The 20,491-nt window shown below is 71.2% G+C and carries 18 protein-coding genes, 1 tRNA gene and 1 riboswitch; of the genes, 13 read left to right on the top strand and 6 right to left on the bottom strand.

Translation table 11 applies throughout. The annotated features are described in order from the left end of the window. Window positions 1–7: 7 nt before the first annotated feature. The 4 genes from PKE75_RS02220 to PKE75_RS02205 all read right to left on the bottom strand — a co-directional run bounded on the left by PKE75_RS02220 (window position 8) and on the right by PKE75_RS02205 (window position 5,694). The gene (locus PKE75_RS02220) at window positions 8–1,339 is read right to left on the bottom strand and encodes an MFS transporter (RefSeq protein WP_271167059.1); all 1,332 of its coding nucleotides are present in this window, start codon (window positions 1,337–1,339) and stop codon (window positions 8–10) included. Between the two features lie 347 nt (window positions 1,340–1,686). Then, entirely contained in the window at window positions 1,687–2,367 is a 681-nt protein-coding gene (locus PKE75_RS02215) for a hypothetical protein (RefSeq protein WP_271167058.1), read from the bottom strand. 95 nt (window positions 2,368–2,462) lie between these two features. Continuing rightward, window positions 2,463–4,382, bottom strand: a complete 1,920-nt coding sequence (gene dxs, locus PKE75_RS02210; protein WP_271167057.1) for a 1-deoxy-D-xylulose-5-phosphate synthase — start codon at window positions 4,380–4,382, stop codon at window positions 2,463–2,465. Window positions 4,383–4,419: 37 nt separating this feature from the next. Further along, the gene (locus PKE75_RS02205; protein ID WP_271167056.1) at window positions 4,420–5,694 is read right to left on the bottom strand and encodes a hypothetical protein; all 1,275 of its coding nucleotides are present in this window, start codon (window positions 5,692–5,694) and stop codon (window positions 4,420–4,422) included. An 86-nt stretch (window positions 5,695–5,780) separates the two neighbouring features. On the opposite strand from PKE75_RS02205, the gene PKE75_RS02200 reads away from it, so the two are divergent. Continuing rightward, entirely contained in the window at window positions 5,781–7,079 is a 1,299-nt protein-coding gene (locus PKE75_RS02200; RefSeq protein WP_271167055.1) for an extensin family protein, read from the top strand. Between the two features lie 53 nt (window positions 7,080–7,132). Here the strand turns inward: PKE75_RS02200 and PKE75_RS02195 are convergent, their stop codons facing one another. Then, window positions 7,133–7,468 carry a hypothetical protein gene (locus PKE75_RS02195; protein ID WP_271167054.1) on the bottom strand — a complete coding sequence of 112 codons (336 nt, stop codon included), beginning with the start codon at window positions 7,466–7,468 and terminating at the stop codon, window positions 7,133–7,135. 198 nt (window positions 7,469–7,666) lie between these two features. Here PKE75_RS02195 and PKE75_RS02190 point away from each other — a divergent pair, with 198 nt between their 5' ends. The 5 genes from PKE75_RS02190 (at window position 7,667) to PKE75_RS02170 (ending at window position 12,430) form a co-directional block, all read left to right on the top strand. Beyond that, window positions 7,667–9,049, top strand: a complete 1,383-nt coding sequence (locus tag PKE75_RS02190; RefSeq protein ID WP_271167053.1) for an aspartate aminotransferase family protein — start codon at window positions 7,667–7,669, stop codon at window positions 9,047–9,049. A gap of 89 nt (window positions 9,050–9,138) precedes the next feature. Next, entirely contained in the window at window positions 9,139–9,270 is a 132-nt protein-coding gene (locus tag PKE75_RS02185; RefSeq protein WP_271167052.1) for a hypothetical protein, read from the top strand. Between the two features lie 43 nt (window positions 9,271–9,313). Further along, a complete protein-coding gene (locus PKE75_RS02180) occupies window positions 9,314–10,522 on the top strand; it encodes a YjgN family protein (RefSeq protein WP_271167051.1) in 1,209 nt (402 codons plus the stop codon). 4 nt (window positions 10,523–10,526) lie between these two features. Beyond that, window positions 10,527–11,639 (top strand): M48 family metallopeptidase, encoded by a 1,113-nt coding sequence (locus PKE75_RS02175; protein WP_271167050.1) that lies wholly within the window; start codon window positions 10,527–10,529, stop codon window positions 11,637–11,639. Next, a complete protein-coding gene (locus PKE75_RS02170; protein WP_271167049.1) occupies window positions 11,636–12,430 on the top strand; it encodes a DUF1499 domain-containing protein in 795 nt (264 codons plus the stop codon). Before PKE75_RS02175 ends, PKE75_RS02170 begins: the two co-directional genes overlap by 4 nt. A 7-nt stretch (window positions 12,431–12,437) precedes the next feature. On the opposite strand, the gene PKE75_RS02165 is transcribed toward PKE75_RS02170, so the two are convergent. Then, window positions 12,438–13,352 (bottom strand): MBL fold metallo-hydrolase, encoded by a 915-nt coding sequence (locus tag PKE75_RS02165; protein WP_271167048.1) that lies wholly within the window; start codon window positions 13,350–13,352, stop codon window positions 12,438–12,440. Window positions 13,353–13,450: 98 nt separating this feature from the next. Here PKE75_RS02165 and PKE75_RS02160 point away from each other — a divergent pair. The 7 genes from PKE75_RS02160 to PKE75_RS02130 all read left to right on the top strand — a co-directional run bounded on the left by PKE75_RS02160 (window position 13,451) and on the right by PKE75_RS02130 (window position 20,468). Then, a tRNA-Gln gene (locus PKE75_RS02160) sits at window positions 13,451–13,525 on the top strand. 76 nt (window positions 13,526–13,601) lie between these two features. Beyond that, window positions 13,602–13,798, top strand: a riboswitch (cobalamin riboswitch). Between the two features lie 121 nt (window positions 13,799–13,919). Continuing rightward, entirely contained in the window at window positions 13,920–15,950 is a 2,031-nt protein-coding gene (locus PKE75_RS02155; RefSeq protein ID WP_271167047.1) for a TonB-dependent receptor plug domain-containing protein, read from the top strand. A 50-nt stretch (window positions 15,951–16,000) separates the two neighbouring features. After that, a complete protein-coding gene (locus PKE75_RS02150; RefSeq protein ID WP_271167046.1) occupies window positions 16,001–16,942 on the top strand; it encodes an ABC transporter substrate-binding protein in 942 nt (313 codons plus the stop codon). Continuing rightward, window positions 16,939–17,964: a FecCD family ABC transporter permease gene (locus PKE75_RS02145; RefSeq protein WP_271167045.1), complete on the top strand. Its 1,026-nt coding sequence runs from the start codon at window positions 16,939–16,941 to the stop codon at window positions 17,962–17,964. The genes PKE75_RS02150 and PKE75_RS02145 overlap by 4 nt, the downstream gene beginning before the upstream one ends. Then, complete coding sequence (locus PKE75_RS02140; protein WP_271167044.1) at window positions 17,964–18,755, top strand: ABC transporter ATP-binding protein; 792 nt, start codon at window positions 17,964–17,966, stop codon at window positions 18,753–18,755. The genes PKE75_RS02145 and PKE75_RS02140 overlap by 1 nt, the downstream gene beginning before the upstream one ends. Further along, window positions 18,752–19,654 carry a DUF6925 family protein gene (locus PKE75_RS02135; protein WP_271167043.1) on the top strand — a complete coding sequence of 301 codons (903 nt, stop codon included), beginning with the start codon at window positions 18,752–18,754 and terminating at the stop codon, window positions 19,652–19,654. The genes PKE75_RS02140 and PKE75_RS02135 overlap by 4 nt, the downstream gene beginning before the upstream one ends. Before the next feature lie 19 nt (window positions 19,655–19,673). Beyond that, entirely contained in the window at window positions 19,674–20,468 is a 795-nt protein-coding gene (locus PKE75_RS02130) for a cobalamin-binding protein (RefSeq protein WP_271167042.1), read from the top strand. The last annotated feature ends 23 nt before the right edge of the window (window positions 20,469–20,491 follow it).

Raw genomic sequence — 20,491 nt, 5'->3', positions numbered from 1 at the left:
ATGGTCCTCAGGCGCGCTGCGCCCTGAAGCTCGTGTCCTTCGCCGCCGGGGCCACAGCCGCGGCTCCGGTCTCGCGCAGGAATAGGCTGAGCACGATCGCGGCCACGACGCCGAAGACGAGCGGCAGGAAGGCGGTCTGGAAGCCCTGCAACGTCAGCGGGGCGTCGCCGGTCGGGACCATCAGGCGCGAGATGAACGGCGACATCACGCCGGTCGTCAGGAACACCAGGAAGTTCATCACGCCCGCCGCCGTGCCTTTGACCTCGGAGGGATTGACCTCCTTCATCATCGAAAACGGGATCATCGCGGCGCCGGAGGCGACGCCGAGGACCAGCGCCACGGAATAGCGCGGGAAGGTTCCGGCAGGCACGTAGATCGCGGCGAGTCCCGCGGCGAGCATGACGAGCGCGCCGCCGATCAGCACGGGCTTCCGCCGGCCGATCCGGTCGGAGATGAAGCCGAGCAGCGGGCAGCCGATCACCCAGCCGATCGGCACCATGGCCGCGTCGGAGGCGGCCGCCGCCATCGGCATCTGCTGGCCGTCGTGCAGGAAGGCGGTGGCCCACACCAGCGCGCCGATCGTGGTGGGAATGAACAGCAAGCCGCCGACCACCCCTGCTATCCAGCTCTGCGGATTGGAGAACACGACCCTGAAGGGATGCAGCACGCCGGCGACCGACAGCTCCGCGTGATGGCTCGGGCTATCGCCCTTTTCCCGCGGCATGATGAGCCAGACGGCGACCGCGAGCACAAAGCCCGCCACGCCGAAGGCGGCCCAGACGTGCTGCCAGCCGATCTGGAAGGATCCCGCCGGGTCGATGGCCATGTGGACAGGCTTCGAGCCGAACGCCGCGCCCGCCATGCCGAGGCACTGCGTCAGCCCGACGAAGGCCGCCAGCATCCGCGACGGCAGGTAGCGCGCCGCCACATAGGACGAGCCGATGAAGGCGAAGATGGCGCCGATCGCCTGCATCACGAAGCCGATCATGCCGGCGGCGGCGCTGCCTTGCGCAAACACCAGGCAACCGACGCCGACGACCAGGATGCCGAACGGGATGGTGCGCCGCGCGCCGTAGCGGTCGAGCAGGACGCCGGCGACGAGCGCCATCAGCGCATAGGCCACGTAATAGGCCGAGATCATCGCGCCGATGTCGTTGCCGCCCCAGGCGGCCGTCAGCTCGTCCCTCATGACGCCGAGCGCCGAGCGCACCACGTACTGGTAGAAATAGAAGATCGCGCACAGCAGCCACGCGAGGAAGAAGATCGGCTTCAGATCCGTCGGCGGCGAACCGGGCGTGTCGGATGACGATCTGGAGGGCGCAACGTACGGAGCGGACATGGAGGGGCCTTCAATGGCGAGACGCGAGAACGCGCCGACGCGACGCCTCCGGTCGGGACGCCGCTTCTGCGTATTCCTGAAATTGCCGCGGATCAGGGGTTCCGTCGCATCAACGCAAGACCGCGCGACTCGAACATTCAGTGGGCCGCAAGGACCGGATAGCGCTGGCGCGGTCAATCCGCTCAGCTCGAGGACCATCCCCCAGCCGTAAATTTAGGCTGGTCCCCGCGATGCCCGATGGCAATGCATATCTCGTCCGGTCAGCGCCGCGCAAAGAGAGGGGCTCGGCGTCCGACGTCAGACGGCCTCGCCCGAATATCCGCTCCGCCGGATCAGCAAGGCGACTTTCAGGAGTGGTGACCGGACGAGGACGGCTCGTCCACGCTCGCGCCCAGGCCCATTCCGCCGCCAAGACCCATGCCGCCGTCTCCCGCCTCTCCCTGCTTGGCCTGCTGCTTTCCGCGCTCGCTCTTGCCTCCCCCGCCTGTGGGCGACGGCCGGGCCGGGCCCTGCATCGGGATCGCGAGATGACGCGGGATCGGGTCGAGATCGAGCGCTTCGCGGATGAAATCGCGGAGCGACACGACCAGCTCATGGGTGTGAACGGGACGCCCCGCCACCAGTTCGCGCACGGCGTGCTCCGCCAGACGGACGTGCTCTTCGGTTCCCAGGAGCAGGATGTCCGATAAGGCTGATTCGACGATGTCGCGGATGCGCCGCGTCCTGTCCGACGCCGCTCCTGCCTCGACGGTCGGGTCGAGCGCGCCGGCGACGGGCTGGCCACGTTTCAGATCGCGGAGATGCCTCGGATCGACGACCAGGTCGCCGGTGAACGAGCCGCCCAGGGCCTTGTAGGCCGCGATCAGCACACGGAGCCGCTCGTTGATCTGGCGGTTCATGCGCTCGCGACGCTGCTGAATGGTGGCCATCATCAACAGGCGGACGCCGACGCCGATGAGCGTGACCAGCCCGAGGCCCGCCAACGTGGCCAGCACGCTCTGCCACGAGCTGAAGTCAAAGCCCCGCAAGTGTCTCTCCACGGCCCGTCATGTCAGCGCAAATGCGGCGGACGGGAGCCGAAACAAGCGACCGGAGAGGTACAAGCCTCGCAGATCCGCGCGCCCTAGGCCCTGAGCGCCCATCCCTCGCGTCCCAGAGCGGAGAGCGCCGTCGCGGCGATCGCCCTGGCGTCCAGCCCCGCTTCCGCCAGCTGGCGGTCGGGCCGGTCGTGGTCGATGAAGCGGTCGGGGAGCGCGAGGGCGCGGATCTTCAGGCCGCGGTCGAGCACGCCCTCGGTCGCAAGCAGCTGGAGCACGGTCGCGCCGAAGCCGCCGGTGGGGGCGGCCTCCTCGATGGTGATCAGCACCTCATGGCTCCGCGCGAGGCGCAGGATCAGGTCGCGGTCGAGCGGCTTTGCGAAGCGCGCGTCGGCGACGGTGGTCGAAACGCCCTTGAGCGCAAGCTCCTCCGCCGCCTCCTGGGCGGCGGCGAGCCGCGTGCCGAGCGACAGCAGCGCGACGCTCGCGCCCTCCCGCAAGACCCGCCCGCGGCCGATCTGCAGCACCCGGCCGCGCATCGGCAGCTCGACGCCGACGCCTTCGCCGCGCGGATAACGGAAGGCGCTCGGCCCCTCGTCATAGGCCGCTGCGGTCGCGACCATATGGGCCAACTCGGCCTCGTCGGCCGGCGCCATCAGCACGAAGTCCGGCAGGCAGCCGAGATAAGCGAGGTCGTAGGCGCCGGCGTGCGTCGCGCCGTCGGCGCCGACCAGCCCGGCGCGGTCGAGCGCGAAGCGGACGGGCAGCTTCTGGATCGCGACGTCGTGGACCACCTGGTCGTAGGCGCGCTGCAGGAAGGTCGAGTAGATCGCGCAGAACGGCTTCAGGCCTTCCGTCGCCAGTCCGGCGGCGAAGGCGACGGCGTGCTGCTCGGCGATGCCGACGTCGAAGGTGCGGTCGGGGAAGGCGCGGCCGAACAGATCGAGCCCGGTGCCGCCGGGCATGGCGGCGGTGATGGCGACGATCCGATCGTCCGCTTCCGCCTCGCGGATCAGGCTCTCGGCGAACACCTTGGTGTAACTTGGCGCGTTCGCCTTCGGCTTGGCCTGCGCGCCCGAAACGACGTCGAAGGCGCTGACGCCATGATATTTGTCGGCCGAGGCTTCCGCCGGCGCGTAGCCCTTGCCCTTCTGCGTGACGACGTGGACGAGGATCGGGCCGCCGAGCTCGGCGTCGCGCACGTTCTTGAGCACCGGCAGCAGGTGGTCGAGATTGTGGCCGTCGATCGGCCCGACATAGAAGAAGCCGAGCTCCTCGAACAGCGTGCCGCCCATGGCGAGCCCGCGCGCGTATTCCTCCGCCTTCTGCGCCCCGCGTTCGACGAATTTCGGGAGCTTCTTCGCCAGCACCCGGCCGATGTCGCGCAGGGACAGATAGGTGCGGCTGGAGACGAGCCGCGCGAGATAGGCCGACATCGCGCCGGTCGGAGGCGCGATCGACATGTCGTTGTCGTTGAGGATGACGATGAGCCGGGAGCCCAGCGCGCCGGCGTTGTTCATGGCCTCGTAGGCCATGCCGGCCGACATCGCCCCGTCGCCGATCACGCAGACGACGTGGTTGTCGCCGCCGGTCAGATCGCGCGCCACCGCCATGCCGAGGCCGGCGGAGATCGACGTCGAGGAGTGGCCGGCGCCGAACGGGTCATACTCGCTCTCGGCGCGACGGGTGAAGCCGGACAGCCCGCCGCCGCGCCGCAGGGTGCGGATGCGGTCGCGCCGCCCGGTCAGGATCTTGTGCGGGTACGCCTGGTGGCCGACGTCCCAGATCACGCGGTCGTCGGGCGTGTCGAACACGTGGTGGATCGCCACCGTCAGCTCGACCACGCCGAGCCCGGCGCCGAGATGGCCGCCCGTCTCCGAGACGGCGTCGATCGTCTCGCGGCGGAGCTCATCGGCGAGCTCGGCGAGGCGGTCTTCGGGAAGCGCGCGCAGATCCGACGGCAAGCGGACCGTGTCGAGCAGCGGCGTTGCAGACGGAGATGTCACGGGTTCTGCGTCGAAACTCAGGATTGAGACATCACGGTTACAGCACCGTCATGGTCGGCGCAAACCGGGCGGGGGCGGCTGCCGGGAACGGGTCCATCGGTTCTCCCGGCGGGCGCGAGAACTGTTCGGCGGCGGTGCGCGCTCCGCACATCAACGAGAAGAAGTCGTATCCGGCCTTCCGCTCGTTCGCCATGACGAACTGGAAATGCAGACGGAAGACTTTCAGCCTGGTCGCCAGCCGGAGCACGGTGGGACGGTTGAGCAGCGCGTTGATCTTGACGCGGCGGAAGCGCGGATTGGGCCTCTCGTCGCCGCCGGCGAGGCCGAGCTCCTCCGCCGGGCTGCGGCGGGCGAAGTTGAGCACGTCGAAATAGCCCGCGACCTCCGCCCAGTAGAGCGAGCGCTCGCGCGCGAGCCGGGCGAGCCGCTGGCGGAACCAGCCTGCGCCGGGATGGAAGGCGACCAGCAGCTCGGCGGTTCCGACCGTCAGCAGCGTGATCGCCGGCCCGCGGCGGCCGAGTTCGGGATCGGCCTCGAAGGCGCGCGCCATCACGTCGATCGCAAGAAAGCTGCCGGAGCTGTGGCCGACAACGACGATCTCGTCGTCCGTCCGCTCCGCCGCCGCACGCACGATGCGCTCGGCGAACCCGTCGAGCCGGTCGTCCAGCGCGGGGTCCGCGCGTCGGCGATAGCGGCGCTGGGCGATCCAGTCGTCCAGCAGGTGGATGGCGTAGAGCGTCGACGACGCGTGCAGCGCCTTCAGCGCGCCATAGGCGACGGCGGCGCCGGCGGCCAGGCCGAGCGCGAAGCCGAACCCGGCGGGCGCAAGCCAGGAGGCGGCGACGCCGGCCGCGGCGCCCGCGGCGACGCAGCCCAGCAGCCAGAGATAAGGATAGAGGTATCCGAAGGCGAACCACGGCGCGGCGCGGGCGACGCGGAACAGCGTGCCGGAAACCAGCGAGTCGAGCAGCGCGGCGAAGCCCTTCGCGAGCTTCGCGACGAGCGGCTCGCGGAAATCGGCCGCGACCAGATCATCCCAGGCCAGGGTCTCGACCACGGTTTCGACCTCGGCGGAAGACATCCGCGTCCGCGCGCGCCACTCGCAGGCGGCGACCCCGCCGGTTCCCGGCTGAAGCGCCGAAACCTGCACGTCGACCTTCCAGAGCGAGGCGAAGCGCGCGGCCTCGCGCGCGAACAGATCCCTGTGCCGCGCGGCGCCTTCGGGCGCGTAGCCCGGAACGTAGAAGACCCGCCTGACGAGGCGGGCCCGCGAGGGCGGCGTCTGAAACGACGCGGGATTGAAAACGGACACGGACCGGCTTCTAGCACGAAGCGCGCCTTGCGCCAGACCAAGGCCGGGCTCGCCCCGGGGGCCTTCGCGCCCCAGATGATGACCGGATGACAATCCCTTTCGTACGGCGTCTTGCTCAGCTGCTCGCAGCCGGCCTTATCGTCGCAGCCGTCCCGGCGGCGCCGATTCCCGTGGCGGCGCGCGAGGCGAAGTCCGCGACGCCGTGGCCGCAGTTGCGGCTTCCCTGGCAAAGCGAGCGCAAGCCGGCCCGCCGGACCAAGCGTTCCCCGAAGCCGGCGAAGACCGCCAAGCCCGGCCTTCAGCAGGGCAAGCGGCCGGTCGCAGCTCCGGCCAGCCCGGCGAAGCCGGCAGCCGCGGACGCGCTGCCCCATCTCGACCGTCCGCCCACGCTCGCGCCCTTCGCGCGCTCCGAGGCGACGCAGGCCGAGTGGCGCGCGGTCGCGGCCCAGTTGCCGCCGCCGGACGCCGCGCCGGCGCTTTCGCCCGATGGCCCAGCGCCGGCGCCGGCCTTCGTGGTCGCGCTGATTCCTCATCCGATCCCGGCCGACGAGCCCGACCCGGACGTCGAGCAGGACGGGCCGCCCCTGCCTCCGCAACGGCCCGTGGTCGAAGCGCAAGCCGCGGCGCCGACGGACGGGGAGATCCCGCTGCCGCCGAAGAAGCCCGGCGACATGCAGACCGCCGCGCTGATCCCGAAGGCCCCGCTGCCGACGCTGCCGCCCGAGCCTGGACCGCCCGACGTCGCTCTCCCGGAGGTCGCGCGTGAGGACGATCCGGACTGCAAGGCGCTCGACGCCGAGGCGGTCGCCGTCCAGAAGCCTCTGTCCTCGATCGATGGCCCGGGGGTCTGCAGCGCGGGGCCGCTGGTGGAGTTGACCGGCGTGCGTCGCAAGAACGGCGGCGTGGTCGAGATCAAGCCGGCCGCGACCCTGCGCTGCGCGATGGCGCGCACCGTGGCGGCCTACGTCCGCGACGACCTCGCGCCGGCGGCCGAAGCTGCGGGAGCCTCGCTCGCGAAGCTCGAGATCGCCGGCTCCTATGTCTGCCGCGGACGCAACAATGTCGCCGGCGGCAAGCTCAGCGAGCACGGCCGGGCCAATGCGATGGACATTTCGGGGCTGGCGCTCGCCGACGGCCGCAGTTTCGGGATCTACGCCAAGGAGATGCCCGACGCGCTCGCCTCGGTGGTGAAGGGCGCCGCCTGCGGACGCTTCAGCACGGTGCTTGGCCCCGGCTCGGACAGCCACCACGAGGACCACCTCCACGTCGACCTCCAGCCGCGCCGGGGAAATGGCAAGCTGTGCCAGTGGGCCGTGGACGAACCCGCGGATCCGACTGATGAGGCGCCGAAGCAGGCCGGGGATAAGTCCGGAGCGGAGCGCTAGGCCTCTTCGTCAGCCCAGCGCTTCAGCCGGATGACCAGGACGAGAACGGCGGTTCAGGGCGCCGTCGGCGCAGCCGCGGCGCTCGCGACCGCCTGACCTCCGAGCACAGCCAGCGCGACGCCGCCGACGCCGTCGCGATCATAGGCCGCGCGGGTCAGGTTGGCCCAGTGGCGCCAGCGCGGCACGCCCTCGCAGCGCAGGCCATGGCTCTCGCCAAGCGTTCGCTCGGCGCGGCCGAGCAAAGCGGCGCAGTCCTGCGGGGAGACGACCGCGATGCGGCGATATTCCGGCCAGTCCGCGGAGTAGCCGCCGGTGTTGAGATAGGTGACGTGAGTCATCGTCGCGTAGGCGGCGAGCATGATGGAGGCGCCGAACAGGGCGAGCCGCATCGTCATTGCACCGGGCGGAATTTGGCGGACCGCCGCATTAACGGCGACTTCGCCTTAATGTTCCACCAAAGACTCATCGCCGACGCCATTATTTATTGCTGCGGCGCACGCGCCAAAGCCGGCCGGGAGGCTTCCCCGCCGGCTTTGATCCGCCCTAAGGTCTGTTCGCCGGACCGGCCCGAACGAGGCGATTTCCCGATGGTGACCAATCTGCAGGCGCGCGACGCCGCCACCGTGCTCCACCCCTACAGCAACCTCTCGACGCTGCCGGCGCAGGGATCGCTCATCCTCGAGCGCGGCGAGGGCGTGTTCGTCTACGACGTCGACGGCAAGCCCTATCTCGAGGGCATGGCCGGCCTCTGGTGCAACGCGCTCGGCCATGGACGCGAGGAGCTGGTGCAGGCCGCCGCCGAACAGATGCGCAAGCTGCCCTTCGCGCATCTCTTCACCGGCAAGAGCCACGATCCCGCGATCGCCCTCGCCGAGAAGCTGAAGGAGCTGGCGCCGACCCAGGCCGCCAAGGTGTTCTTCTGCAATTCGGGCTCGGAGGCCAACGACACCCAGGTCAAGCTCGTCTGGTACGTCAACAACGCGCTGGGGCGGCCGCAGAAGAAGAAGATCATCAGCCGGATCAAGGCCTATCATGGCGTGACGGTGGCGAGCGCCAGCCTCACCGGCCTGCCGAACAACCACATCGACTTCGACCTGCCGATCGCAGGGATCAGGCACGCCGCCTGCCCGCACCACTATCGCTTCGCGCTCGACGGCGAGAGCGAGGAGCAGTTCGCGACGCGGCTCGCCGACGACCTCGACGCCATGATCCAGGCCGAGGGTCCCGAGACGGTGGCGGCCTTCATCGCCGAGCCCGTGATGGGCGCGGGCGGCGTGATCGTGCCGCCAAAGACCTATTTCGAGAAGATCCAGCAGGTGCTCGAGAAGCACGACGTCATGCTGATCGCCGACGAGGTGATCTGCGGCTTCGGGCGGCTCGGCGAATGGTTCGGCTCGACCGCGCTCGGCATGAAGCCGGACACGATCTCGATCGCGAAGCAGCTGTCGTCGTCCTATGCGCCGATCGCCGGCGTCATCATCCCCGACTGGATCGACGACGCGCTGACATCGCAGAGCGCGAAGATCGGCGTCTTCGGCCACGGCTTCACCTATTCCGGCCACCCGGTCGCAGCCGCCGTCGCGCTCAAGACGCTGGAGATCTACGAGCGCGAGAACATCCTCGGCCATGTCAGGAGCATCGTACCGCACTTCCAGAAGCGGCTGACGGCCTTCGCCGATCATCCGCTGGTGGGCGAGGCTCGCGGCGTCGGGCTGGTCGGCGCGCTGGAGGCGGTCGCGGACAAGGCGACCAAGCGCTCCTTCGATCCCAAGCGCGCGGTCGCAGCCAAGATCGTGGCCTTCGCTGAGGAGGAAGGCCTGATCGTGCGCGCCATCGGCGACGCGGTGTCGATCTGCCCGCCACTGGTGATCACGGAAGCCGAGATCGACCTGCTGTTCGATCGCCTCGGCCGCGCGCTCGACCGCGCTGAAGGCTGGGCGTCGAGCGAGAACGTCCGACACGCGGCCTGAGGGGCTCTCCCACGCAGGCCGGCGGCTGCCGGAGCCGGTCGATGCTTCGACTACCACCGCCGTCGTCCTCCGGCTCGACCGGAGGACCCATGTTCAAGCGTGGCGCTCAGCGCCCGGCATGGGTGGTCCGGTCAAGCCGGACCACGACGAGCTATGGGTCGAAGCGCAAAGCGCTCGCTGCGATCGTCGATCTCGCCACCCCGCATCGACTCGTGGTTTGATCGCGCCTGAGCGGTTCCGGCCGCGGCGGGGGCGGCGACTGGCATGAACGAGACCGGCTGGAGCGTCGGCCCGGCGGAAGCGCGGCCCCGCTTCCACGGGACGGCGGGCGCCATGGCGCCGGTCGTGCTGAAGGGTCTCGCGCTCACGCTTCTCACGCTCGGCGTCTACCGGTTCTGGTTCGTGACGAACGTCCGGCGCTTCCTGTGGGGCGGGACCGAGATCGACGGCGACAGGCTGGAGTACGCCGGCCGCGGGATCGAGCTGTTCCTCGGCTTCCTCGTGGCGCTTGCGGTCGTCGCGCCGCTTTCGGCCGCGATCCAGTTCGGCGCGCTCGTCGCGGGTCCCTCGGCGCAGGCGGTCCTTCAGCCGCTGTTCTCGCTCGGCTTCGTCGTGCTCGCGCAGTTCGCGCTGTTCCGCGCCCGTCGCTATCGCCTCACCCGGACCGTCTGGCGCGGCGTGCGGTTCCAGCAGAGCGGCTCGGGCTTCGTCTACGCCGCGCGCTCGATCGGCTGGGGACTGCTCGCGATCGTGAGCATCGGCCTGCTCTACCCGTTCATGCGGGCGAGCCTCGAACGCTACAAGATGGAGAACACCTGGTTCGGGGACCAGAAGGCTTCGTTCGACGCGACCGGCCGGCAGCTGTTCCGCCGCGGGGTCCTGCTCTGGCTCATCGCGATGGTCACGGTGCTCGGGCCGCTGGCGCTTGTCGGCCGGGTCGTCAGCCAGCATCAGTCGGGCGACGCTCCGTCCGGCGACGTCATGATCGGGATGGCTGCGGTCGGCGCGGGACTGGCGATCGCGATCGCGCTCGTCGTCATCCTGCCGCTCTATCAGGCGATCGAGTTCCGCTGGTGGGCGCAGGGGTCCCGCATCGGCGAAACGCGCGTGACGACCGACCTTGGCCTGTTCGCGTTCCTGCGCATCTATCTCGGCTTCGGCCTGCTGGCGGTGGTGTGCCTCGTCGCGATCGGCGCGGTCGCGGCCGCGCTGGGCTACGCGTCGGGCGCGAAGGCGGGCGGCGTCGAGGCCGGTCCGGCGTTCGCCATCCTGTTCGCGCTGTCCTATTTCGCCGCCGGCGTCGCGGTCGCCGCCGTCTGGCAGATCTTCGGCGCAAGACTGATCTGGAAGCGGTCCTTCGAGAGCGTGACGATCGCGGGGCTCGGACGGCTGATGGCCGCGCAGTCGACGACTCCGCCGGCGAACGCGTTCGGCGAAGGCGTCGCCGATGCGCTCGATTTCGGCGGGTTCTGACCGGATGAGCAGCGGCCTCGGCGTCTATTTCGACGGGCGGACGGCCAGGCGGCAGGACGTCCATGTCGAGCTCGGCGTGACGGCGCTTCGCATCATAGCGCCCGACGGCCGTCCGATCCTCGACTGGCCGTTTGGCGAGCTGCGCGAAGTCGCTGATCCCAGCGGCGGCCTGCGGCTGACGCGCGACGGCGGCGCGGCGCTCGCGCGACTCGAAATCCGCGACGCGGCGCTCGCCCGCGAGATCCGCGCCCGCGCGCCGAACCTGTCGAACGGTTCCGACAGGAGCGTCGACCGCAAGGTGGTCGCCTGGAGCCTGGCCGCGGTGGTCTCGTTCGTCGTGTTCGGCCTCTATGGCCTGCCCGCTCTGATCGACCGCGTCGCGCCCGCCTTGCCGTGGAGCGTCGACCGGCGGATGGGCGAGGCCCTCGACGGCCAGATCCGCCTGATCCTGCCGGTGCGCCGCGGCAGCTTCGCCTGCGGCGATGGTCCGGACGAGCGCGACGGCCGCGCGGCGCTCGACGCTCTCGGCGAACGGCTGTCGGGCGCAGCCTCGCTCCCCTTCCCCGTGACCATCGTCGCGGTGCGGAGCGACATCCCCAACGCCCTCGCCTTGCCCGGAGGCCCGGTCTACCTGTTCGACGGCCTGATCGCGCGCGCCCAAAGCGGCGACGAGATTGCGGGCGTGCTCGCCCACGAGATCGGCCACGTCGCCGCCCGCGACGGCGCGCGGCGGGTGTTGCAGGCCGGCGGCCTGTCCTTCCTGTTCGGCTTCGTGCTCGGCGATTTCGTCGGCGGCGGCGCGGCGGTCGCAGTTGTGCGGGCTCTTTCCGAGGCGTCCTACTCCCGGGGAGCGGAGAGCGACGCCGACGCCTATTCGGTGCGCCTAATGCGCAAGCTCGGCGCGGATCCCAAGGCGCTCGGCGCGCTGCTGACGCGGCTGGCCGGCGAGGACAAGGCTGACGGCGGCATGGTGTTCGGATATCTGGCCTCGCATCCCGACGCCCAGGCGCGGCGGCGGGCGATCGACGACGCGGCGGCCGGCGCGCCGCCGGCGCGCCCGCTGATGGACGGGCCGGCCTTCGCCGCCCTCAAACGCATCTGCGGCGCACGCGCATGACCCTCGACCTCCGACTTCCGCCTCGCGGCCGCTCGCGGCTCGCAGGACTGGCGCTCGCTCTCGCGTGGTTCTCGATCCTGGTGACGGGCTGTTCGGCGGTCCTGCTGCGCACCCACGCGGTCGAGGCGGCCGCGGGCTTCAGCGTCTTCCTCGCGGGCCTGACGCTCGCGGCGCTCGCGGCGCTCGTCGGCGTCGCCGCCATGGTCTCGGTGTGGGTGGGCGGCCGGCGCGGCGGCGTGCGCGCCTTCTTCGCCGTCGTGCTGGCCGGCGCCGTGCTCGCCGGCCCCGCCTATGTCGCGGCGCGCAACCTCACAGGACGCGCGACCGACGACGTCTCGACCGACCTCGCCGACCCGCCGCGCTTCGACCGGGCCGGCGCCCAGCGCGATCCCGGCGACCGCCCCGCCCCCGGACCTGCGATCGCGCCGGAGATGGCGGCGCTGCAGCGCGCCGCCTATCCCGACCTTGCGCCGCTGCGGATTGCGCTCGCCCCCGAGGACGTCGCCAATCTCGCGCTCGGCCTCGTGGAATCCCGCGGCTGGCGCATCGTCGGGCCGACCGCCTTTCCGCGCGGCGGTCCGCCGACCGGCCGCATCGAGGCGGTCGCCCCGACGCCGCTGCTGCGGCTGCGCGACGTCGTGACGATCCGCGTGCGTCCCGACGGCGACGGCGCGAAGGTCGACATGCGCTCGGCCTCGCGGCTCGCCGGGATCGACTTCGGCGCCAACGCCGATCGCATCCGCCTGTTCCTGGCCGACCTCGCCGCCGCCGCCGCGAACGCCGCCCCCTGACCTGCCCTCACCCTGCTGCGCGATAGATCCCGTCGAGCCGGGGAACGCCGTCGGTCGCGGCTTCCCCGCGCGCGACGAGCTCCTCGAGATGGGCGAACACCGACAGCCCGGCGGCGCCGGCGAGCCGCGGATCGAGACCGCGATAGAGCTCGGCGACGATCTCCGGGATACGCCGCGCGCCCTGTTCGAGCCGCCCGCGGATCGCGGATTCGCGCATCAGCCGGTGGCCGAGCAGATGACGGGTGAATTGCCGGGCGTTCCTGAGCGCCGGGCCGTGCCCGGGCAGATAGACGTCTTCCGGCCGCGCGATCAGCTTGCGGAGCGAGGCGACATAGGGGCCCATCGCGCCGTCGGGCGGGGCGACCACGCTCGTCGACCACGCCATCACATGGTCGCCCGACAGCAGGACGTCGGCTTCCGGCAGGGAGAAGGCGAGATGGTTGGCGGTGTGGCCGGGCGTCGCGACGGCGACCAGCGACCAGCCCGGGCCTGTGACGGCGTCGCCGTCCGCGAGTTCGATATCCGGCCGGTAGACGTGATCGGCGCCCGCCTCCAGGCGGTTCGTCTCGCCCTCGTGCAGCGGACGGAAGGTGCGGTGCGCGCCGGCGCCGACCAGCGGCGCGCCGAGCGCCTCGGCCATCGCCGCGGCCCCGCCGGTGTGGTCGAGATGGGTGTGGGTGACGACGATATGCGTGACCGTTTCGCCATCGAGCGCCGCAAGCACCGCGCGGCGATGGCGGGCGTCCTCCGGCCCCGGATCGACCAGCGCGACTTTACCCTTTCCGATAAGGTAGCTCGCGGTTCCGGTGAAGGTGAAAGGCGAAGCGTTCGGCGCGATGATGCGGCGCACGAGCGGCGCGACCTCGACGACCGCGCCGGCCACTGCGTCGCGCGACCTGTCGAATTCGATGTCTTCGCTCATGCGCTCCGCTTCATCCGGCGGCCCTCGGGCCGCGCGGCGCTGTTGCGGGGGCCGCTCGACCCCGCTATCCATCGCCGCGTCCGGCCATAGTCGGTCGATGGGGCGTAGCCAAGTGGTAAGGCAGGGGATTTTGATTCCCCCATTCGGAGGTTCGAATCCTCCCGCCCCAGCCAGACTTGCCAAGTTATCGCCAGATTGGCGATCAGTCGAAGCGGCCCCGGCGTCAGTTGACTCGCGCCACATTTCCGCCATAGCGTCCGTCGCGACGGTTCCCCTCGGGGATCAAAAGGGAACGCGGTGCCGGTCTCACGACCCCATGCCGCGGCAGCCCCCGCTACTGTGAGCGGCGAGCGACTTCGTCATCGGCCACTGGACTTCGGTCTGGGAAGGCGACGGAGCCGCAGCGACCCGCGAGCCAGGAGACCTGCCGTCAGTCGTGTGGTCACACGCGAACGCGTCGGGCGGGGTGCACCGATGGTGGGCGAGCCATCGGGCGTGGGCGACCGCGCGTGACGGGTGAGACCTCGAGTTCGCGGTGACGTGCCACTCGTCCCGCTCGGGGTCCCGATGTCCAGCCTTCCTCACCGCTCACAGGGCGCCTGCGCGCGCCTCGCCGCATCCGCGGCCCTTTCCGCCTGCCTGATCTCCTCCGCCGCGGCCCAGACGGCGCCGGCCGACGGCCCCACGGAGCTCGAGGAGATCTCCGTCACCGCCAACCGCGTCGAGGGCCCGCCAGCCGCGATCGGCAGCGCGGTCTCCTCGATCTCCGGCGAGGAGCTGGAGCAGCGCCAGATCCGCGTCGTCTCTGACGTGCTGCGCGAGCTGCCCGGCGTCGCGGTGAACCGCACCGGGCCGGTCGGCGCGCTCACCCAGATCCGCATCCGCGGTTCGGAGGGCAACCAGACCCTCGTCCTGGTCGACGGCGTCCGCATGAACGACCCCGGCACGAGCGCGGAGTTCGACTTCGCGAACCTGCTCAACCTCGAGGTCGAGCGCGTCGACGTGCTGCGGGGTCCGCAAAGCGCGCTTTACGGCTCGGACGCGATCGGCGGCGTGATCAACATCGTGACTCGCAAGGGTGAGCCGGGGCCGACGCGCTTCCGCGCCAGCATCGAGGGCGGCTCGTTCAACACGGCGACCGGGACGGCCTCGGTGTCCGGCGGAACCGCGGCCTACGACTACCTGATCGCCGGCCAGGGCTTCAGCACCCGCGGCGTCTCGACCGCGACGCGGTTCGACGCCTACGCGCCGACCAGCTCTCTCGACCGTGACCGCTACAGGAGCGGAACCGGCCTCGCCAAGGTCTCGGTCAGGCCGACGGAGAACCTCGAATTCTCGGGCGTCGCCCGCTACACGGAGTTCGACGCCGATCGCGACGGCTTCGGGGCGGCGTCAGACGGCTATCCGTTCGCCGCCTCGGTCGACAATCGCGACACCGAGACGGGCAAGCAGTTCTTCGGCCGCGCGCAGGCCAAGGCGACGCTGCTCGACGGCGCGTGGGACCATGTGCTCGGCCTGTCCTACACGAACCAGGACCGGCGCAGCTTCGACGGGACGGGCCTGAAGACCTACGCCTCGCTCGGCGAGATGACGCGGTTCGACTACCAGACCAATCTCCGTTTCCGGACCGAAGGCGCGCTTCCGGCGAGCCATGTGCTCACCTTCGGCGCGGATCACACGCGCGACGCCGTGAAGAGCTTCACGGCGTTTCCGTATCCCGAAGACGCGGCGAACCCGCTCCGCAGGCACATCGACGACGCAGGCCTCGTCGGCCAATACCAGATCGGCTTTTTCGAGAAGCTGTTCGTCACGGGAAGCGTCCGCCAGGACTTCAACGACCGCTTCAAGGAGGCGACGACCTACCGCCTCGCGAGCGCCTACACCTTCGACCAGACCGGGACCAAGTTGCGCGCGTCCTGGGGCACGGGCGTCAAGAACCCGACGACCTTCGAGCTGTTCGGCTTCTCGGGGAACTACATCCCGAACGGCGACCTGAAGCCCGAGCGCGGCGAGGGCTGGGACGCCGGCTTCGACCAGCCGCTCTGGAGCGACCGGGTCGTCTTCGACGCCACCTACTTCCAGCAGCGCGTCAGGGACCTGATCTCGAGCGAGACGGTCGCCGATCCGGGCGACCCGACCGGCTTCGTCAACCGCCCGATCAATCTGGCCGGCACGACCAGGATCGACGGCGTCGAAGTCGGGCTGACCGTCAGGCCGCTCGATGGCCTCACGCTGCGCGGCGCCTACACCTTCACGGACGGCGAAGACGCCACCGGGGCCACGCTGGTGCGCCGGCCGCGGCACGTCGCGAGCTTCAACGCCAACTACGCCTTCCTCGAGGGCAAGGCGAACGTGAACCTCGGCGTGGTCTACAACGGTCGCCAGCGCGACTTCGCCTACGACGCGAAGACCTACGCCCGGACCAGCGCGCCCTTGAAGGCCTACACGCTCGTCAACCTCGCGGGCTCCTACAAGGTCCACGAGAACGCCGAGGTCTACGGGCGGATCGAGAACCTCTTCGACCGGAAATACGAGGAGGTCCTCACCTACAACACGCCGGGCCGCGCGGCCTATGGCGGCGTCAAGGTCTCGTTCTGACGACGCCGGCCGCCGACGCCGGCCTCCTGCTCCGAAACAAGGGGGGCGCAATGCCCGACGAGACCATCGTCCCGCGAGGGCCGACCGAGACGATCTGCGGCGCGGACGGCGCCGTGAGGCGAGCGACGACCAGCGGTGCGGCTTCGGCGATCGGTGTGCGCGGCGCGCTGCTCGCCTTCGCCGTGACGCTCGCCTTCACGGCCCATCCGGCGCGCGCGGCCGGGACGCCCCCCGCCCGCGTCGCGTCGATCAATCTGTGCACCGACGAGCTGCTGGTCCGGCTCGGCGACCCCTCGCAGGTCGCGACCGTCACATGGCTATCGGCGGTCTCGGCCGGCTCGAACGTCGCCGCCGAAGTCATAGGCGTTCCGGCCAACAGGGGCCTCGCCGAGGAGGTCGTGGCGGCGCGGCCCGACCTCGTGCTCGCGGGCCGCTACACCGCACGGCAGGCCGCCTCGGTGCTGAGGCGCATCGGCTTCAGGGTCGTGGAGGCCGAAGCGCCGCGCACGCTGGACGGGGTGCGGGCGGAGATCCGCCGCGTCGCGGAGGCGATCGGGCATCCCGACCGCGGGGAGGCGATGATCGCCGAGCTCGAGCGGCGCCTGTCGCGGCCCGCGCCCGTCCGCGAGCCGAAGCTGCGTGCGGCGGTGTTGCGGCCGAACGGCTTCACCGCCGGCCCCGGCTCGCTCTCGGACGAGCTGATGCGGCGGGCCGGGCTGGTGAACGTCGCGGCGGAGCTGAAGCTCGACAATTACGGCCAGCTTCCGCTGGAGACGATCCTGACGTCGGGCGTCGACCTGCTGATCGTCGACGGCGAACGCGCCGGCCCGCCCGCGATGGCGACCGAAATCCTGAATCACCCGGCGTTGAAGCGGCTCGGGGACCGCGTGCGCGTGGTGGCGATCCCGCCGAAATTCTGGACCTGCTACGGCCCCGAGATCGCGAACGCCTACGACGCGCTGGTCGACGCCGCGGCGGGGATCGCTCGATGACGGCCTGGCCCGTCGAAGGCTCGGTCTCCGGCCCGCCACGCTACGGCGCGCTGGTCGCGGCGCTGTCCGGGATTGTCGTCGCTGCGCTCGGCGTGTCCATCGTCGTCGGCTACGCGCCGATCGATCTCGGCGAGGCGATCGCCGACGCGTTGGCCGGCCGGCCGTCGCTGGACGCCCTGGTGCTGATCGAGCTCAGACTGCCGCGCGCGCTGATCGGCGCGCTGGTCGGCTTCAGCCTTGGGCTCGCCGGCGCCGCCATGCAGGGCCTGCTGCGCAACCCGCTGGCCGACGCCGGCGTGATCGGCGTCTCGGGCGCCGCGGCCTTCGGCGCCGTGATGGCGTTCTACTCCGGCCTTTCGGCCTCCTTCGGCCTCGCGCTCCCGATCGGGGGCGTTCTGGGCGCCGGCGCCGCGGTCGCGGCTCTCTACGCGCTCGCCGGCCGGGGCCCGGCGACCATGACGCTGATCCTCGCAGGCGTCGCCATCAACAGCCTCGCCGGCGCGCTGACCGCGCTCGCGCTCAACCTCTCGCCGAACCCCTACGCGGCGATGGAGGTCATGTTCTGGCTGATGGGCTCGCTCGCCGACCGCAGCATGACCCATGTCCAGCTCGCCGCCCCGCTGCTCGCCGCCGGCTGGTTGATGATCCTCGCCTCCGGCCCCGCGCTCGACGCGCTGACGCTCGGCGAGGACACGGCGACGAGCCTCGGCTTCGACATGAGCCGGGTGCGCGGGCTGTTGATCGTCGGAACCGCGCTCGCGGTCGGCGCGTCGGTTGCGGTCGCGGGCGCGATCGGCTTCGTCGGGCTGGTGGCGCCGCACCTGCTGCGGCCGCTGGTCGGCGGAAGGCCCGGACGGCTGCTGCTGGTCTCCGGCCTCGGCGGCGCGGCGCTCGTGCTCGCAGCCGACATCGGCGTCCGGCTGGTCGGGGTGCGGCCCGAGCTCAAGCTCGGCGTCGTCACGGCGCTGATCGGCGCGCCCTTCTTCCTGTCGCTGCTCTGGCGGCTGAGGCGGGAGGCGTGATGGAGATCGCGGCCGAAAACCTCACCGTCCTTATCGGCGGGAGACCGCGCGTCGACCACGTCTCGCTGACGCTCCGACCCGGCCGGCTCGTCGGTCTCATCGGTCCCAACGGCGCCGGCAAGACGACGCTGTTCCGCGCGCTTGCAGGGCTGAGGCCGCCCGACGAGGGCGTGGTCCGCTACGACGGACGGTCGCTGGCGGAGCTCGGGCGGCGCACGCTCGCGAGGAAGCTCGCCTACCTCGAGCAGTCGTCGGAGGGCCATTGGCCGCTCAGGGCCGACCACGTCGTCGCGCTCGGCCGCCTTCCGCATCGCCGCTTCGGCCGCGCTGCGCTTCCCGGCGACGCGGAAGCGGTCGAGCGCGCCATTGAGGCGGCCGACGCGCAGGGCTTCCGGGATCGCCCGATCGACGGGCTCTCCGGCGGCGAGCGCGCGCGCATCCTGCTCGCGCGCGCCTTCGCGGTCGAAGGCGAATGGCTGCTCGCCGACGAACCGGTCGCGGCGCTCGATCCGTTCCACCAGCTCGGCGTCATGGAGCGCCTCGCCGAGGCGGCGCGTCGGGGCATGGGCGTCGTGGTCGTGCTCCACGACCTCACGCTCGCGAGCCGCTTCTGCGACCGCCTCGTGCTGATGGCGGACGGCCGCGTGATCGGCGACGGCGCGCCCGCCGAGGTCCTGACCGATGCGGCGGCCGCGGCCGCCTACGGCGTGAGGCTCGCCCGCGCCGAAGCCGATGGCGAGCCGCTGGTCGCGCCCTGGCGCCGGATCGATCCAACCGAGAGGGAACGATGAACGAGGTCGCGGCGGCGCTGGAGGCGCAGATCCGATCAGCCGAGACGCACTGGCATCTCGGGAGCTTCGGCGTCGTCGCCGAATTCATGCGCGACGTCGACGAGCCGGCGGCGTTTCCCGGCGACCGCGGCCTCGCGGCTTTCACCGCCCGCGGCGCGATGCGGCTCGAACCGATGCAGGACCTGACGCTCTTCGCCTACGAGACGGCGATGAGCCGGGCGGCCACCTGGAGCCAGCGGGTCGCGCTCTGCCTGCCGCACGAGGCCTGCCACATGAACCGCCGCCGCGTCGTCACCGAGCTCGGCCTCGACCTCGCCGCCGTGCGCGCCGACGACCGCCGCGCCATCCTGTTCGACCTCGGCCTCGACCGGCTGCAGGTCGACGCCTGCGTCCGGACCAGCGACGTCCGGCTGATCGACGCTCTCAGAAAGAGCGAGGGGCGGTCGCTGTTCGACGTCTCCAACGGCGCCATGATGGCCGTCATGACGGCGAGCCCGCACCGCGTCTTCGTCGCCCGTTTCGGCCGGGTCGAGGTGTTCCAGCCGATCCCCGCCCCAGGCGGCGAGAGCCCGCGCGGCCCGCACACCCATGTTCTGCCGAAGCTGATGAGAACCGGCCGCACCCACGCCGCCGACGCGCCGATCCCGAAAGGTCTCACGCCCTGCGGCGGCTTCGCTCCCCCTCACCCGCTCCGCGACGCGCGGGGCCGCCCGACGCCCTTCGATCCGGCGCGCCACGCCGCCTTTCAGGCGATGCTGGACCGCTTCGGCGACGGACGCCTCGTCTCTGTGAAGCGCGCCGCGGCGTATGAGGAGCATGGCGCCGGCCTAAAGCCCCTCACCCGGCACGAGCGCGCGGCCGCCCGCGTCGGCGCGCTGCAAAGAGGCCTTCCCGCCTGATCGCCGAGAGGAGACGTCGATGCGCAGCTTCCCGCCGGACCGGATCGTCTGCCTCACCGAGGAGACCGTCGAGACGCTCTATCTGCTCGGCGAGGACGCCCGGATCGTCGGCGTCTCCGGCTACGCCGTGCGGCCTGCGCGCGTACGCCGGGAAAAGCCGCGCATCTCGGCCTTCACCACGGCGGACATCCCGAAGATCCTCGCGCTGAAGCCGGACCTGGTCCTCGCCTTCTCCGACCTCCAGGCGGAGATCGCGGCCGAGCTGATCCGCGCCGGCGTCCATGTCCACGCGTTCAATCAGCGCGACGTCGCCGGCGTCCTCGCGATGATCCGCTGCGTCGGCGCGCTGGTCGGCGCCCCCCAGCGCGCGGAATGGCTCGCAGCCTCCTACGAGGCGCGGATCGAGGAGATCCGCGAGGCGAGCGCGGGGCTGCCGCGCCCCCGCGTGTATTTCGAGGAGTGGGACGGCCCGCTCATCAGCGGCGTCGGCTGGGTCTCGGAGCTGATCGACATCGCGGGCGGCGACGACGTTTTCGCCGAGCTCTCCGTTTGCGCCGCCGCGAAGGACCGCATCGTCGCGCCGGAGCGGGTCCTCGCCGCGGCGCCCGAGATCATCCTCGCCTCCTGGTGCGGGAAGAAGGTCGCAAAGGACAGGATCTGCAGCCGCGCCGGCTGGGATGCGATCCCCGCCGTCAGGGACGGAAGGGTCCATGAGATCAAGTCGCCTCTGATCCTGCAGCCGGGTCCCGCTGCGCTGACGGACGGTCTGGACGCCATCCGTCTCATCCTTCGCCGCCAGACCACGACGGACTAGAGACAGGGCGACCGCCGTCCCGC

Origin of the sequence: Hansschlegelia plantiphila (assembly GCF_027922265.1) — a bacterium.
In the GTDB taxonomy this organism is placed as follows: domain Bacteria; phylum Pseudomonadota; class Alphaproteobacteria; order Rhizobiales; family Methylopilaceae; genus Methylopila; species Methylopila plantiphila.
This window is presented reverse-complemented; position numbering and strand designations above follow the sequence as displayed.

Excerpts from the sequence above, each read along its gene's own strand:
- PKE75_RS02220 (WP_271167059.1), bottom strand. The coding sequence starts at position 1,339 with ATGTCCGCTCCGTACGTTGCGCCCTCCAGATCGTCATCCGACACGCCC.
- PKE75_RS02200 (WP_271167055.1), top strand. The coding sequence starts at position 5,781 with ATGACAATCCCTTTCGTACGGCGTCTTGCTCAGCTGCTCGCAGCCGGC.
- PKE75_RS02195 (WP_271167054.1), bottom strand. The coding sequence starts at position 7,468 with ATGCGGCTCGCCCTGTTCGGCGCCTCCATCATGCTCGCCGCCTACGCG.
- PKE75_RS02190 (WP_271167053.1), top strand. The coding sequence starts at position 7,667 with ATGGTGACCAATCTGCAGGCGCGCGACGCCGCCACCGTGCTCCACCCC.
- PKE75_RS02185 (WP_271167052.1), top strand. The coding sequence starts at position 9,139 with ATGTTCAAGCGTGGCGCTCAGCGCCCGGCATGGGTGGTCCGGTCAAGC.
- PKE75_RS02180 (WP_271167051.1), top strand. The coding sequence starts at position 9,314 with ATGAACGAGACCGGCTGGAGCGTCGGCCCGGCGGAAGCGCGGCCCCGC.
- PKE75_RS02175 (WP_271167050.1), top strand. The coding sequence starts at position 10,527 with ATGAGCAGCGGCCTCGGCGTCTATTTCGACGGGCGGACGGCCAGGCGG.
- PKE75_RS02170 (WP_271167049.1), top strand. The coding sequence starts at position 11,636 with ATGACCCTCGACCTCCGACTTCCGCCTCGCGGCCGCTCGCGGCTCGCA.
- PKE75_RS02165 (WP_271167048.1), bottom strand. The coding sequence starts at position 13,352 with ATGAGCGAAGACATCGAATTCGACAGGTCGCGCGACGCAGTGGCCGGC.
- PKE75_RS02155 (WP_271167047.1), top strand. The coding sequence starts at position 13,920 with ATGTCCAGCCTTCCTCACCGCTCACAGGGCGCCTGCGCGCGCCTCGCC.
- PKE75_RS02150 (WP_271167046.1), top strand. The coding sequence starts at position 16,001 with ATGCCCGACGAGACCATCGTCCCGCGAGGGCCGACCGAGACGATCTGC.
- PKE75_RS02145 (WP_271167045.1), top strand. The coding sequence starts at position 16,939 with ATGACGGCCTGGCCCGTCGAAGGCTCGGTCTCCGGCCCGCCACGCTAC.
- PKE75_RS02140 (WP_271167044.1), top strand. The coding sequence starts at position 17,964 with ATGGAGATCGCGGCCGAAAACCTCACCGTCCTTATCGGCGGGAGACCG.
- PKE75_RS02135 (WP_271167043.1), top strand. The coding sequence starts at position 18,752 with ATGAACGAGGTCGCGGCGGCGCTGGAGGCGCAGATCCGATCAGCCGAG.
- PKE75_RS02130 (WP_271167042.1), top strand. The coding sequence starts at position 19,674 with ATGCGCAGCTTCCCGCCGGACCGGATCGTCTGCCTCACCGAGGAGACC.